At 64.1% G+C, this 14,475-nt stretch carries 11 protein-coding genes and 1 pseudogene; 3 read left to right on the top strand and 9 right to left on the bottom strand.

The genetic code is table 11. The features are described 5' to 3' along the window. Positions 1 to 5: 5 nt before the first annotated feature. From EL22_RS02960 to EL22_RS02940, 4 genes and pseudogenes are all read right to left on the bottom strand, one after another. The gene (locus EL22_RS02960) at positions 6 to 749 is read right to left on the bottom strand and encodes a ribonuclease H-like domain-containing protein (RefSeq protein ID WP_050050085.1); all 744 of its coding nucleotides are present in this window, start codon (positions 747 to 749) and stop codon (positions 6 to 8) included. Between the two features lie 124 nt (positions 750 to 873). Then, on the bottom strand, positions 874 to 2,292 hold the full coding sequence (locus tag EL22_RS02955; protein WP_050050084.1) for an MATE family efflux transporter: 1,419 nt from the start codon (positions 2,290 to 2,292) through the stop codon (positions 874 to 876). A gap of 109 nt (positions 2,293 to 2,401) precedes the next feature. Beyond that, a pseudogene (locus tag EL22_RS02950) lies at positions 2,402 to 3,523 on the bottom strand (universal stress protein); the annotation flags it as partial. Between the two features lie 302 nt (positions 3,524 to 3,825). Beyond that, positions 3,826 to 4,248 (bottom strand): universal stress protein, encoded by a 423-nt coding sequence (locus EL22_RS02940; RefSeq protein WP_050050081.1) that lies wholly within the window; start codon positions 4,246 to 4,248, stop codon positions 3,826 to 3,828. A gap of 325 nt (positions 4,249 to 4,573) precedes the next feature. On the opposite strand from EL22_RS02940, the gene EL22_RS02935 reads away from it, so the two are divergent. After that, positions 4,574 to 5,374, top strand: coding sequence for a sulfite exporter TauE/SafE family protein (locus EL22_RS02935; protein ID WP_050050080.1), 801 nt, complete (start codon positions 4,574 to 4,576; stop codon positions 5,372 to 5,374). A gap of 50 nt (positions 5,375 to 5,424) precedes the next feature. Next, entirely contained in the window at positions 5,425 to 8,223 is a 2,799-nt protein-coding gene (locus EL22_RS02930; protein WP_050050079.1) for a cation-translocating P-type ATPase, read from the top strand. A gap of 13 nt (positions 8,224 to 8,236) precedes the next feature. Here EL22_RS02930 and EL22_RS02925 read toward each other — a convergent pair whose 3' ends face one another. The 3 genes from EL22_RS02925 to EL22_RS02915 form a co-directional block, all read right to left on the bottom strand. Then, complete coding sequence (locus EL22_RS02925; protein WP_050050078.1) at positions 8,237 to 8,542, bottom strand: hypothetical protein; 306 nt, start codon at positions 8,540 to 8,542, stop codon at positions 8,237 to 8,239. Positions 8,543 to 8,609: 67 nt separating this feature from the next. Then, positions 8,610 to 9,422, bottom strand: coding sequence for an ABC transporter ATP-binding protein (locus tag EL22_RS02920; protein ID WP_050050077.1), 813 nt, complete (start codon positions 9,420 to 9,422; stop codon positions 8,610 to 8,612). A gap of 6 nt (positions 9,423 to 9,428) precedes the next feature. Next, the gene (locus EL22_RS02915) at positions 9,429 to 11,066 is read right to left on the bottom strand and encodes a hypothetical protein (RefSeq protein ID WP_050050076.1); all 1,638 of its coding nucleotides are present in this window, start codon (positions 11,064 to 11,066) and stop codon (positions 9,429 to 9,431) included. A gap of 389 nt (positions 11,067 to 11,455) precedes the next feature. Here EL22_RS02915 and EL22_RS02910 point away from each other — a divergent pair, with 389 nt between their 5' ends. Further along, on the top strand, positions 11,456 to 12,247 hold the full coding sequence (locus EL22_RS02910; RefSeq protein WP_050050075.1) for a winged helix-turn-helix domain-containing protein: 792 nt from the start codon (positions 11,456 to 11,458) through the stop codon (positions 12,245 to 12,247). A 28-nt stretch (positions 12,248 to 12,275) separates the two neighbouring features. Here the strand turns inward: EL22_RS02910 and EL22_RS02905 are convergent, their stop codons facing one another. Together EL22_RS02905 and EL22_RS02900 are read right to left on the bottom strand one after the other, a co-directional pair. Beyond that, entirely contained in the window at positions 12,276 to 13,343 is a 1,068-nt protein-coding gene (locus EL22_RS02905; RefSeq protein WP_050050489.1) for a deoxyhypusine synthase, read from the bottom strand. Positions 13,344 to 13,502: 159 nt separating this feature from the next. Then, positions 13,503 to 14,453, bottom strand: a complete 951-nt coding sequence (locus EL22_RS02900; protein ID WP_050050074.1) for a family 43 glycosylhydrolase — start codon at positions 14,451 to 14,453, stop codon at positions 13,503 to 13,505. Between the last annotated feature and the right edge of the window lie 22 nt (positions 14,454 to 14,475).

Raw genomic sequence — 14,475 nt, 5'->3', positions numbered from 1 at the left:
ACACGCTAACAGTTCGCCTCGAAGACGGTTTCGTGGAGGCGGGAGGAAACGATCTCCATCAACGGCTCGAGATTCGCCGTGTCGTCGCGGTTGTACTCGATCAGCGTCTCGAGGGCTGCCTCGTCGCCGCGTTCGTACTCGTGCCAGAGGCGAACGGCGTCCCGCCCGGAGAGGTCGGGTTTGTCCCGGTCGATGCCGAGATCCCGTTCGATCTCCTTGAGGCCGCCGTCGAACCCGAGTTTCTTGCACGGATACATGAGGTCGACGTGCGGAAGCGAGACATCGACGTCGTAGCAGGTCTCGAGAAACGGCACGTCGAATCGCTTTCCGTTGAACGTGACCAAAAGCGAAGCCGCCTCGAGTTCGGTCTGCAGTCTGCCGGCAGTGAGATCGTCGCCGTTGACGAACGTCTTCGTCTCGCCGCCGCGGTGGACGCTGACCGTCGTCACGTCGTCGGTCGCCGAACTCAGTCCGGTCGTCTCGATGTCCAGAAAACACGCCTCGTCCACGACGTTCTCGTAGAGCCGCCAGTGACTCGAGTCGGGGAACGCGTCCGCGAAAAACGACATGTCGCCGCGGGACAGGTGCGTCGTTCCCTCGTCGATAAACGACTCGATCCGATCCGCGAGGGTGTCGCCCACGACCTCGCCCTCGAATTCGTCCCAGTGGGTGACGCCGTTGGCCCAGAGTCGCCGTTCGGTCGCCTCGCCGACTCCCTGAACCGGGATGAAACTGTTCTCGATTTGCACGTCTGTGCAGGGGGGTGGAGGGGACAAAAACGCTTGGATCGCCGGCCTCGCGACTCGAGGGCGGCCTCGAGGAGTCGACGCGTCGGTTCCACTGGAACGTCCCGGTCGTCAGTTCGTCTCCGCCTCAATCCTCCGCTGTCCCCTCTTCGATGCTCCCGCGTTCTCGCATCATCGACGTGCCGCGATCGATCCAGCGTCGGCGATAGTAGATCGCGCCGAGGTAGATAACCCGGAAGACGAAATCGAGGACGATGGCGACGTAGGCCGCGACGACGCCGTACTCGAGGACGACGCCGAACGCGTAGGTGACCCCGAGCAGGAAGACGAAGGTGCCGATCACGCGGGCGATAAACGGAGGGACGGTTTCGCTTCCGCCCCGGAGCGATCCGGCGAGCGCGAGGTAAGCGGCGATCAGGACCGCGGCGATCGCGTAGGCCCGCGCGAACTCGCTCGCATAGGCCACCGTCCCCGGATCGTCCGTGAACACGAGGACGAACTGCTCCGCGAAGAAAAACAGCACCAGACAGAACCCGCCGACCGTCAGCGTGCTGAGGGCGGTCGCGGCCAGACCGTTGTAAAACGCCGTCTCGGGTTCGCCGCGGCCGAGCGACTGGCCCACCAGGATATTCGACGCGACGCCGTAGCCGCGCGCGAGCGGCGAGGCGACCTGCTGGTACATCCGTCGACCGATGTGGTAGGCGGCGTTGACTTCGGTACCGAACGCAAGCAGGATCGCGTTGAACGGGAACTCGGCGAACATCTCGGTGAGTCCCTCGGCGATTCGCGGCCAGCTGATGCGGAGAAGCTGTTTCGTGATGACCAACTGACTCGGAACGACGTACTGAATCGGGCTGTGCGGCGATCGGAGTATCACCAGAAACGTGAGCGCACCGAGCGTATCCGAGACCGCGGTCGCGAGCGCGATGCCGACGACGCCGAGTTCCGGAAACGGCCCGAGACCGAGCGCGAGTCCGACGGTCACGACGATGTTGATCGCGTTGACGGCCCCGTTGACGTACATCGGCGTCGTTGTGTCGCCGGTGCCGTGGATCGACCGGGCGGCGATGAAGTTGACGTGAATCGCCGGCGCCGAGAGCATGACGATCAGCAGATAGGTACTCCCGTACTCGATCACGTCCGCGAACGCTCCCTCCTCGGCGAGCGAGCCGAGAATCGAGATCGCGAACTCGTTTCCGAGGAGACCAAACACCACGAAGGGGATTCCACCGAGGATCCCGATCAATAGCGCCTGCGACACCGCCTGATCCCTGTTCGCGTCCGCCTCGGCGCCGGTGTCCTGACTCGAGAGGGCGATCGCGCCGTCGCCGATGCCGATCCCGAATCGAAGGGGGAGGCGAGCGTAGATGTCCGCGAGGCCGACCGCGGTGATCGCGGCGGGCGAAAACAGGCCCGCGACGATCAGGTCCGTCGTCCGCATCAACGTCCGGAGGACCTGCTCTGCCATCACCGGCCACGATAGGCCGAACACGCGCTTCCAGACCCGAAAGAGCCGTCGGCTGATCACCGAGAGGACGACGAACACGCGTTCGAGTTCAAACGGTCGAAAAGTAAGTATTGAGTTGGCGGAAACGTGACCCGGAAGCGCGTCGCCCCGAGCGCGGATTCGACGCCCGTTCCGTGGGCCGGCGCGGTCAGCCGGACTCGTTCTCGAGCGTCTCGGCGTCGGCAGCGGACGATTCCGCGTCCGATCCCGTTCGTTCGGACGCCCGGCTGTGATCGTCGGTTCCGAAGATCCGCTCGCGAATGCTTCGTGTGTGACTCTTCTCCGCGAGGAGTACCGAACACTCGACTTCGTCCAGCACATCGATGACGAGCGACCCGCGGATGAGACGCGAGACGAGGCCCTGTTCGGTCGCGCCGATCAAGAGCATCGTCGCGTCGGCAGCGGCCTCGGTGATGCGCGTCTGAATGTCGCCGGTTTCGACCCGGATCTCGGCGTCTGCGAGGTCGTGATCGGTGGCCCACGCCCTGAGGAACTCCTTGCCGTGTTCGCGGTCCTCGGCGACGTGAAACAGCGTCACCTCGGCGTCGAACTGGTCGCGCAGGGTGTGTGCGACCGCCGCCGCCAGGTCCGAGTCCGGTCCGCCGGCAGTCGGCAGGAGCACTCGAGACGGATCGAAGCCGCGGTCTCGGAACACGAGGAAATCGCTCGGAAGCGAGTGGGCGAGTTCGTCGATGGCACCCTCGGCACGCCCGGGCGCACCGTGGGAGTCCGGACCCCAGCCCATGACCGTCATGTCCACACCGTAACGGCTCGCGGTGTCGAACACCTCCTCGAACGCGCGGTGAGAGAGGACGACGTGGGTTTCGATGTCCGCTCCGTAGGTCTCCGCGTCGGCCTGTGCCTGCTCTAAGAGTTGCTCCGCGGCCTCGTAATCGCCCTGCTCTCGAGCGCTCTGGAGCGAGGTCTGATCCGGAATCTTCTCGATGTTCACGGCGACGACGGTTCCGTCGCGCTCGTTCGCGATGGCCGAGGCCAGCGTTATCAGGTGGGTTTCGTTGCTCGGGTTCGCAAGCGGGACGAGCACGCGGTAATCGCTCTTGTCGGGCTGGACTGACGTGGCGGCCGAGACGGCCGCGTCGGGAAGTTCGTCGGATCGGTCGAGAATCCAGCCGGCGAGGACGCCGGCGGATTCGACCTTCTGACGGGCGTAGACGAGATACCAGACCGCCGCAAAGACTACGAACAGCATCGACAGGAGGACGATCTGTGGATTGATGTACACGATCAGTGCGAACGAGGTAACCGCTCCACTACTCATGGTGGATCACCGTCCGTACTTGAGCGACCGCTGGTACCGACTCCGCCCGCGGGGACGATTGCCGTCCGCCACGTTCGATGGCAGATACCGCGCGAATCCGTTCGAACGTCCGACAAATCCGTCGATCGGATGTGACGCGACTGTCGACGAACCGACCAACCGAATCTCCTGAGAGTCAATATAGGAGTTCGGCGGCGGAGGGGAGTTGAACCTTTTGCATTGGTTGTGCAACCGACGGATTCGATCGCCTCTCCGACACATCCGAACGCAACGGCCAGGAAGGACGACGGCGATCAGGGAAGGACGACGACGGGAAACTCGCTGTCGGAGACGAGTCGGGAGCGAACGCGACCGGAGACGAGATCGAGCCACCGGCCACCGCCTCGAGAGGCGAAGACGATGGCCGAGGCGTCGACGTCCGCGGCGGCGTCGTTGATCGTTTCCACGATGTCGGTTCCGTACAATACCTGCGTGTCGACCGTGATACCGTCGGTCGCCGCCGCCTCCTGAAAGGCGTCGAACATCTCTTCGGCGTACTCCTGCCGTTGTTCGACGCCCGCTTTGTCCGGAGCGCCGCCGGCTTTCTCGATGACGTTGACGACTGTAACGTCTGCCTCCTCCTCGAGGAGGTACGGTCGCAGTTTCTCGTACGTCATCGTCGCGTCGTCGGGATTCGCGACCGGAACGATCGGTTGGTCTAACAGGGGGGCTACCACCGGTGGTCACCTCGTGGCTCGACTGGCTTCGTGAGAGCGCACATACCCGTACGTTCGTCCCCGTGGTCTTAGTTGGTTGTCTTCGCCTCGTCCTGATGGGTGCCCGTTTTGTCCACGCGCCGTGATCGACACTGATCCGCCCCCGCGCCGTGACCGCCATTGGTCCCCGCGCCGTGACCGCCATTAATTACCCGCAGCCGCACCGCCACCGTTTCGACTCGAGACGAAATCGGTCACGGCTCCGAGACGGTGGGAAACAACGAAACCCATTACCTCCTTCGGTCAGTAGGTCGAGCAAGACCGGTATCGCGAGGATGGATCACCAATGGACCCGTTCACATTCCTAGGCGTCGATATTGCACTGTTTTTACTCATCGGGCTTCTCGCGGGTGCTCACTGTATCGGCATGTGCGGGCCGCTCGTGACGATCTACGCCAGTCGAATGGACGGCGGGGGGAGCGACGACGCTCGAGCGGGCGGACACCTTTCGACGTACGAGGTTCGCCAGCACGCGCTGTTCAATATCGGGCGCACGGCGAGTTACACGCTCATCGGGGCGCTGTTCGGCGCGCTTGGAAGCCTGTTTTTCGTCACGACCGAGTCGCTGACTCCGGTCGTCGATCTCGCTCGCGGCGGCGTCGGCGTCCTCATCGGTGCCTTCGTCGTCGCAATCGGAATTTACTACCTCCTCGGGCGCACGACCGGCGGGATTTCGATCCCCGGCCTCGAGCGCGTCAGCGGCTGGCTCGCGAGTCACGTCGATCGACTGGCGAACGGTCCCGGCATCGTCGGGCTCGGCGCCGTTCACGGATTGTTGCCCTGCCCGATCCTCTATCCAGCCTTCCTATACGCGTTCGCGACGGGGTCGCCGCTGGGGGGCGGACTCGCGCTCGCCGCGCTCGGCGTCGGAACGATTCCCGCGGTCTTCGCGTACGGAACCGTCATCGAGGCCGTCGACGCGGTTCACCGCCGCCGGGTCCATCGTCTGCTCGGCGTCGCGTTCGTCGCGCTGGGATACGTCCTGTTCGCACACGGACTGATGAGTCTCGGCTACCACATTCCACATCCGATGTTGCCGTTTTACGACGGCCTCGAGGCGACCACGATGACGGGCTCTCACCACTGACCGATGACCGCTAATCGCGTTTCGACCACGAACCGCGCATCGACCGATCCATGACGGAAACCCACTCGTCGGCCGACGGCTGTACGCTCTGTGATCTCCCAACGGAGGGGGTCGACGTCAGCGACAGCGACGGCAACGCGTTCTGCTGTGTCGGCTGTCGGGACGTCTACGAAGCGCTGGGCGATGTCGACGACCTCGAGGCCGACGACGTTCGCCAGCGGCGGGCGGAATCCGAGGAAGGAGGCGATACGCTCGAGACCGGACGGGACGTGCCGGACGACCACGAGGCGACGTACCTCGAGGTCGACGGGATGCACTGTGCGACCTGCGAGGCGTTCATCGAGTCGGCCGCGGAACGAACGGACGGAGTTAGCAACGCCAGCTCGAGTTACGTGACGGAGACGGTTCGGATCGACCACGACCCCGAGGCCGTCTCCGAGTCCGACCTGCGAGATTCGATCAGCGGACTCGGATACAGCGCGTACCCTCGAGACGACGCGTTCAGCCGACGACAGGCAGATAACTGGGCGATCGGCCGGGTCATCGTCGGCGTGTTGATGGGAATGATGGTGATGCTCCAGTACGTGGTGCTCATCTACCCCGTCTACTTCGGCGGCCTGTTCTACGACGAGGGGACGACGACGTTCATCGAGGACGCGTTAGCCCACGAGAGCGCGATAATATTCTACCTCGTCATCGCCGCGCTGACGACGATCATCCTGGTCGTGACCGGCAAGCCGATCCTGCAGGGCGCCTACGTCAGCGCGAGGACTCGCCAGCCGAACATGGACCTGCTCGTCGCCATCGCAGCCGTAAGCGCGTACCTCTACAGCACGGTCTCGGCCATCACCGGCGGTCCGCACATCTACTACGACGTGACCGTCGCTATCATCGTCATCGTCAGCGCCGGGGGCTACTACGAGTCCTCGATCAAGCGCAAGGCGACAGAACGACTCTCTGATCTGACCGCCGTCCAGGTCGATCGGGCCCGACGCGTCCGTCGCGGTTCTGCCGCGGATGCTGAAGCGCCCGATTCGGGGGCCGAAGACGAGCACGTAGGGGAGAACGCGCAGCTCGAGGCGGACTCGTCGCTCGAGGAACGCGACTCGATAGCACAAGAGGTCCCGCTCGAGGACCTCGAGGCGGGCGATCAGGTCCTCGTCCGAACGGGCGAGCGGATTCCGGTCGACGGCGAGGTTGTCGACGGCGACGCCGCGGTCGACGAGGCGGTCGTCACTGGCGAGTCGCTCCCCGAGCGAAAGTCGGTCGGCGACGAGGTCGTCGGTGGATCGATGGTCGCAGACGGCGCGTTGACCGTTCGGGTCGGTCCCGACGCGACGAGCAGCCTCGACCGGATCACCGAACTCGTCTGGGACCTCCAGAGCGGCACCCACGGCATCCAGAAACTCGCCGACAAGTTGGCGACGATCTTCGTGCCGGTCGTCCTCGCGCTTGCAGTCGTCGTCGTCGCCGTCCGCCTCGCACTCGGCGCGGGCGTCACGAAGGCGTTGCTCGACGGACTGACCGTTCTGATCGTCTCCTGTCCCTGTGCGCTCGGACTGGCGACCCCGCTCGCGGTCGCCGCCGGCATCCGGGACGCCCTCGAGAACTCGATCGTGGTCTTTGACGACAGCGTCTTCGAGCGCATCCGCAACGCCGAGACGATCGTCTTCGATAAGACCGGAACGCTGACGACCGGCGAGATGAGCGTCGTCGAAACGATTTCGGACGCTTCGACCGACGACTCGGTCCCCGACGTTTCGATCGACGGCTCGAGTCTCGATTCCGCCCTCCTCGAGAAAGCCGGGGCGCTCGAGTCCCAATCGTCCCACCCGATCGGACGGGCGATCGCGACCGCCTGGGATCAGCCGAGACGGGTCACCGACGGCGGAACGTCTCGAGAACGAGCGGAGGTCCCGGACGACGGCAGCGACGGTCGCGAACTGACGGCGTACGAACGGGAACAGCGGCGAACGGCCGACGATTCGTCCGACCCACAGGGCGACGCGTCGGCCGATTCGCTGGGTGACGAGCCGACCGGTTCGCTTGGCAACGAGCCGGGCGGTTCGCCGGCCGACGACCTAGCTTCGGCGGGCTCGGGCGACCACTCCGTCGAGTCCTTCGAGAGCCACCGCAACGGCGTCTCGGGCGTGGTCGACGGCGAGGAGATCGTCGTCGGGCACCCGGACCTGTTCGCGGCCCGCGGCTGGACGGTGCCAGATTCGATCGCAGAACGGATCGAAAGCGCTCGAGAAACCGGGCGCGTTCCGGTCGCCGTCGGCCGCGACGGGGCGGCCGAGGGCGCGATCGTCGTCGGCGACGAACTCCGCGCGGAGTGGGACGAGACGCTCGCTGCGATTTCCGAGGCCGGTATCGACGTCGTCGTGCTGACCGGCGACGACGCTCGAGCGGCGGACCGATTCCGCAAGGAGGACGCTATCGATCGCGTCTTCGCCGGCGTTCCGCCGGAGGGGAAAGCCGAGACAGTCGAACGACTGAAACAAACCGGCGAGACGGTCATGGTCGGCGACGGAACCAACGACGCGCCGGCGCTGGCGGCCGCAGACCTCGGGATTTCGCTCGGCGGTGGCACGGCGATGGCCGCCGACGCGGCCGACGTTGCGCTCGTCGACGACGACCTCTCGTCGGTCGAGACGGTCTTCGACCTCGCTCGAGCGACCGACCGGCGCGTCAAAACCAACATCGGCTGGGCGTTCTGTTACAACGGCGTCGCGATTCCGCTGGCCGTCGCGGGCGTTCTTAACCCGCTTTTCGCCGCGCTCGCGATGGGGACGAGCAGCCTGCTCGTGGTGGCGAACTCCGCGCGATCGCTGCTCGAGGACGACTAACCGGCAGTTTCCATCATAACCACGGGAACAGCACCCGCCGAATCCGGCCGAGAATCGACTCGCCGCCGTGGCGAACGCGGAGCGTCGTTCCCTCGGCGTCGAAGCTGAGTTCGTTCGCCGGGAGCGTTTCGCCGTCGGGGAACCGTATCTCGCGGTCGTCGGCCGGAACCGGTCCGCCCGTGCTGGTCCCGAACAGGCTCGACGACTGGAACGTCGGCTCGGTTACGGGTGCATCGTACTCGATCGTGTAGACGGTGGTTCCGTCGTCCTCCGAACGCTCCCAGTCGACGATGTCGCGCTCCGGCGTCGTTCCGATCATTCTCGATCAACTGGTCGGGGAAAAGACATTCAGAGACTTATATGTCACCCACACGGTTCGACCGCAGCTACTCGGCCGCGGTCGTCACGTCGAGGAAGACGTCCTCGAGTGTCGAGTCGTCGCCGGTTTCCATCCGTTCGACGAGTTCCTCGGGAGTCCCCTCTTCGACGAGTTCGCCCTCGTAGAGGATGCCGACCTGGGTGGCGATCCGCTCGACGACCGGGAGGATGTGCGTCGACAGGAACACGGTCGTCCCCGAATCCGCGAGTTCGGTGATGACCTCCCGCACAGTCCGCGCCACGCGGGGATCGAGCCCGGAGGTCGGTTCGTCCAGAAAGACGACGTCCGGTTCGTGCATGATCGCCTGTATCAATCCGGTCTTCTGGCGCATTCCCTTCGAGTAGGTCACGACCCGGTCGTCGGCATCCGCCGCGAGGTCGAGTCGCTCGAGCAGCGGTTCGATGCGCTCGTCGATTTCCGCGGGACCCATCCCCCGTAACCCGCCGTGGTACTCGAGTTGCTCGCGAGCCGTGAGTTCCTCGTGGATCGGCGGCGATTCAGGCAGGTAGCCGATGTGTTCGACGAGTTGCTCCCGATCGGTGATCGGGACCCCCGCGACGCGACCAGAGCCACTGGTCGGTCGAATCAGCGCGGTCAGCATCTTTATCGTGGTCGTCTTCCCCGCGCCGTTTGGCCCGAGAAAGCCGTACACGGTTCCCGGTTCGACCTCGAGAGACAGGCCGTCGACGGCCGTGGTCCCGTCATATTCTTTCGTCAGATCGTTCGTGGAAATCGACTGGTGGTCACTTCTCTCAGCATCTGTTCGTTGGACGGTCGCTCTCGATTCCTTGATTTCGGATTCGTTCGTTTCGTCTGTCATCGGAATTCACCTGAGCTGGTACTTCTGATACCGGTGTACCGCTATCTGGAACGCAATTCTCGAGACAACGATTGCGAGAAGTATCGTGAGAAAGAGCGAACCGAGACGGATGGCACCGGTCGGCATCCCGGTTCGAAGCGCTATCGTGCTCTCGTATACTCGTGCGGAGTTCCCCAGCAAGGCAGGAACGGCGGTCATTGTCACGATTGAGAAGCTATAGGCCATTCGGATGAACGCCGATGAACCCTGTTCCGCATACACTGGTGCGTTAGTGAAAAACCCGGAAACAGGGCTGAACCGGTCGCGATCGACGCCCATCTCGACTGCGAGGCTGACCGTAGCGGTACACGCACAGAGGGTTACGCCAATGAGAGCGAGCGTCACGGTCTTGAGAAAACTGGCAGAACTGAGCAGGCCGAGTGGAACAACGACGGCGGTGACGATCGGAACGCCGGGAACGAGTGCAGCGACGAGAAAGCCGCCGACGAACTGTCGTCCACCGATCGTCGTCAAGAGCATGGGAAGAACGCGATATTTGACCCCGATCGGATCCGATCCGAAGGCAAAGCCAGTCACGAGTCCGAGCGCTATCACCAGAAACAAGAAAAGCGGCGTTCCAACGATAGTGAACATCGGCATCAGTATTATACCCATAAAAAAGACGACGTATGCCGTGTATAGAACCCCTTGCGGGGAGCGTCGCTCCGTGAGCCACCGTTCTCGAGCAACGGTCAGCGTGGCACGCGAAACGTAGTCCCCGAGCAATTTCTCGAGCCTTCCCTCTGTGACGAGCGAGTGCGAGCCGTGGGACCCCGTGGACCCACTCGCTTCTCGGACCCAGAGTCGCTCGACGAGAACCGTCGTCAGACCCACGAGGAGCGGTACCGTCAGCGCGAGCGTTCCGACCGCAGCCAGTGCGCGAAGGCTGTCGGCACCGAATCCGGTCGCACCGAGGAATGCAAGGTCGACGATCCATGTCATCGGCAGCGAGTCGAACCGCTCGAGCAGGGACGCGACCGGTACCGACGTCGAATCGAGGACGAGCCACGCGAGGAGCACCGGGACCCAGCCGAACACGACGAGCAGATCTCTGTAGAAGTTTCCTCGAGCCAATCGTCGGCCGACGAGTTGTGCGGCGAGTCTACCAGCCACGCCGACGCCGACGGCCAGCGCTGCGATTCCCGTGATCGCGACGAGCATCGTCGGCGCGACCAGTGGCGACCGGAGTCCGATTGCGGTGCCGACCGCTACGCCTACGGCCGGTCCGACGAGAAAGACGCCGATACGGGCGAAGACGAACACGAGCAGCCCCAGCGCTGGCACTCTCGTCGGAACGGTCGTCAGGAGAAAGCCGGGCTCGAGGCCCTCGAATCTCGCGTGCGTGACGTTCGAACTTCGCAACGCGAGCGCTCCGAACAGGAGGCCTGCACCGATTCCCAGCAAGTCGATAGGGATCGATCCACTCGCCGCGAACGACACCCCCGCGGAGCGAGAGGCCGCCCCGAACACGACGGCGAGTGCTACCGTCGTGACAAGGGTCACTCGTCGCCGCGTGCGCTGCGTTCCGGCCGCCGCTTCCCGTCGACGGCGTCGCCACTCGGTCCGTGCGATCCGGGCGCTCGCTTTGATCCATGCCTCAGCCATTTCCTAGTTGAAACGTCACGTAGAGATTTGTGTTATATCCATCAGGAGTGTTGTCGAGGCCGGTGTATATTCTTTCTCATCGGGTGTGAGAAATCTCGAGGCGATATCTTAGGAGGGAGTGTTATAGAACAATTCGCAAGGGTTCTTCTCACTCATTTGGATCGAACAGTCGTTCCCTACAGTTACGAATTGACCGCTGCGGTAAAGTTGGTTCCAGATCATCTCTTATGTAGCCGAACGAGGCCGACACACATGAATTAATTCAGTAAATCTTTCAGAGGAAGAAATGCGCTAACGGCGCGCCATCCTTTCGAGCGACGCAATCGTTCACGGTGTGAAATTTATTCATAGCCCGAAACGCATTTCTATCGAGGGGACAAACGACGCGTATGGACCGCGCACTCGAGGAGATCGAATTTCTCGCGCTCTCTCCGAACCGGATCGCGGTGTTGAACGCGCTTCGGAACGCGCCGGCGACACGGCGCGAACTCGAGGACTCGACGGGGGCCTCACAGCCGACGCTCGGGCGCATCCTTCGGGACTTCGAGGACCGGAACTGGATCGCGAGGACGGACGAGGGCTACGACGTGACCGCCACCGGACGGCTCGTCGCGGCCGGCTTTACGGATCTCCGAGAAATCGTCGAGACGGAATTGACCCTGCGGGACGTGGTTCCGTGGCTGCCGACCGACGAGATGGACTTCGACCTGCTCGCGCTCAGGGACGCGACGATCACCGTTCCGTCCCAGACGCGACCGGGCGCGCCGGTCAGCCGGGTCACGGAGACGATTCGAGGTGCGGATTCCGTTCGAATCGTCTCCCACGCGTTCAACGAGCGGAGCCTCGAAACGATCCACCGGGGCGTCAGCGAGGACGAACAGCGCTTCGACGGCGTCTTCTCGACGACCGCGATCGACGCCCTCGCGGACGACCCGTCGCTCGGGGACCTGCTTCGCGACCTCCTCGAGACCGACCGGGCCGCGGTTCGCGTCGTCGACGGCGATGTTCCCCACGCCGTGACTATCGCCGACGACGTGCTCAGTCTCATGGTTCGAGACGACGACGGGGTGTTGCAAGCGGCGCTCGACACCGACGACGAACGGGTTCGCGCGTGGGGACGGGACCTCCACGAACGCTACTGGGACCGGGCGCGGCCGCTCGAAGCGAGCGACCTCGAGTAGCGGCGACGAAAGTGGGGCTGGAGACCGCTCAGTTCTCGAGGCGCTCTCGAGCGGCGGCGATTACGAGCGGAAGGGAGATGGTCGCGTCGCCGTAGACCGAGACGTTCCGGGCGTCTTTCTCGAGTTTGCCCCACGAGCGCGCCTCCTCGAGGGTGGCTCCCGATAGGCCGCCGGTCTGCTTTGGGTCCATCGTCAACTGGACGGCGTAGTCGTAGGCCCCGGGCGTGACGAGCATCGTCTGGAGGGTGAAGTTCTTTGGGACGCCGCCACCGACGACGAACGCGCCCGCCTCCTCGGCGTCGTAGGCGATGTCGGTCAGCGCAGTCATGTCGGCGAGCGCGTCGAGCGAGAAGTCGCTCGTCTGAGAGTACATCCACGCCTGCAGGCCGAGCACCGAATCCTGAATCGCCGGGCAGTAGATTGGCACGTCGTTCTCGTAGGCCGCGGCGGCGATACCGGGTCCCTCCGCGATATCTTCGCGCTCGTTTACCGCTGCATTTGCCCGCCCGAGTTCTTCGGTCAGTCGCTGGATGGGGACGACGCCCTCGGCCTCGAGCGGCGGGAAGACCTCCTCTCGCAGGTGGGACTCGAACGTGGCGAAGAACTCCTGTGGCAGGTAGACGTTGTAGATCCGATCGACGCCCTCGTCCCGCAGCGTCTCGTCGTGTTCGCGCTCGGTCTTCCCCTCGGCGGTCACCGAGCCGTGGTGGTGTTTGCCCCCGATCGCCTCGATGCTGTCGTGGGTCAGGTTCGCCCCGGTCGTCACGAGCGCGTCGATGTAGCCGTCCCGAATCAGATCGGCGACGATGCGTCGCATTCCGGTCGGTACCATCGCGCCCGCGAGGCCGAAGAAGACGGTCACGTCGTCGTCGAACATCGCCTCCGTGACCGAGACGGCCTCGTGGACGTTCGCCGCGCCGACGCCCCCGTTCCCGTATTCGTCTGCCAATTCGCCGACGGTCATCCCGGCTCGAGCCTCGGCGTGGCCGATCGGGTCGTGGGAGAACGTCTCTCGGCCCTCGTCCGACCCGTGGGCGTGCTCGCCATCGTGGTCGTCCTCGTCGTGCGCGTCAGCGTGATCGTGCTCATCGGTCATACTCGCGGATGGGAGACCGATCGTGTTGAACGCCGCGGTTCGGCGCTCGAGGGCGACGGCTCGAGTCGTTCGATACCGATTTCGGGACAACCGAGCAATCAGCGACGTTGCTGACGGGTTTTCGACTTCCGAAGTGGAAGAGCCACCCGAATCGCGCAGTTACTGATACCGGTCTCGGTCGCAAACCAACCAGCCGTTCTCGGTCTCGAGTTCGGCGACCTGTAACACCGTCTGTCGCGCGCGGTCGTCGTCGACCGTGTATCGGCGACCGTCTCCCGACTGGTGGACGTGATAGAGGAGGTACGCCCGGCCGTCGACGACGAACACGTCGGGGTGGCCGCCCTCGTAGTCGTCGCCCGGCCGCTCGCCCGCGTCGGTGAGGAGTCGGTCGGACTGGGCGGTCCACTCGTGTCCATCGAGTGAGCGATAGACGCTTAGACCGTCCCACGAGTCAGTCAGCAACCAGTAGTAGCCTTGCCACTCGAAGACGATCGGTGCCTCCTGGGCCTGATCCGCGAGGACCGGCGTTTCGCGGGCGGTCCACTCGTAGAGGTCCTCGCTGTCGGCCGCGTAGATGTACGCGTCGTCGGCCTCGTCTTTGTACCACATGCGCCAGGTGCCGTCCTCGAGTCGGTGGACGTCGGCGTCGATGACGTACTCGGAAGAAAGCGAGAGCGTACGTTCGACAGTCCACTCCCAGCAGTCCTCGCTCGTGCAGTGGACGATGTAGCGCGGTCCCTCCCACGTCTGTGGAACGCCGGGCAGATAGCTGACGTAGAGGTGATAAATTCCGTCGTGAAAGAGGATTTCGGGCGCCCAGTGGGTGTTATGACCGGGTTCGATCTCGAGTTCGAGGGTGCCGCGGTAGCAGAATCGACCGCTGTCGGTCGCAGTTGCGACGCCGATCTCCGAACCGTGAATCCACGCTTTCCCCGGCACGTCGATGTTCGATCGACGCTGGGTGTAGAACAGCCACCACTCGCTGTTTTCGCGGTGCCACATGATCGACGAATCCGCCGCGCCGTCGAAGATCGGATCGCGGAACAGCGGTGCGGGTGCGTTCTCGATCTCGAACGACGGAGCGTCGGGTGCCAACGGGTTCCATGCCATACCGCTGCAGGATCGGCCGGAC

Origin of the sequence: Halostagnicola sp. A56 (assembly GCF_000691505.1) — an archaeon.
Lineage (GTDB): Archaea > Halobacteriota > Halobacteria > Halobacteriales > Natrialbaceae > Halostagnicola.
Note: the sequence above shows the minus strand (reverse complement) of the source record. Positions and strands in the feature narration are given on the sequence as shown.

Bases quoted from the DNA above. Each gene is read 5' to 3' on its own strand.
- EL22_RS02935 (WP_050050080.1), top strand. From the start codon at position 4,574: ATGGACCCGTTCACATTCCTAGGCGTCGATATTGCACTGTTTTTACTC.
- EL22_RS02930 (WP_050050079.1), top strand. From the start codon at position 5,425: ATGACGGAAACCCACTCGTCGGCCGACGGCTGTACGCTCTGTGATCTC.
- EL22_RS02925 (WP_050050078.1), bottom strand. From the start codon at position 8,542: ATGATCGGAACGACGCCGGAGCGCGACATCGTCGACTGGGAGCGTTCG.
- EL22_RS02920 (WP_050050077.1), bottom strand. From the start codon at position 9,422: ATGACAGACGAAACGAACGAATCCGAAATCAAGGAATCGAGAGCGACC.
- EL22_RS02915 (WP_050050076.1), bottom strand. From the start codon at position 11,066: ATGGCTGAGGCATGGATCAAAGCGAGCGCCCGGATCGCACGGACCGAG.
- EL22_RS02910 (WP_050050075.1), top strand. From the start codon at position 11,456: ATGGACCGCGCACTCGAGGAGATCGAATTTCTCGCGCTCTCTCCGAAC.
- EL22_RS02905 (WP_050050489.1), bottom strand. From the start codon at position 13,343: ATGACCGATGAGCACGATCACGCTGACGCGCACGACGAGGACGACCAC.
- EL22_RS02900 (WP_050050074.1), bottom strand. From the start codon at position 14,453: ATGGCATGGAACCCGTTGGCACCCGACGCTCCGTCGTTCGAGATCGAG.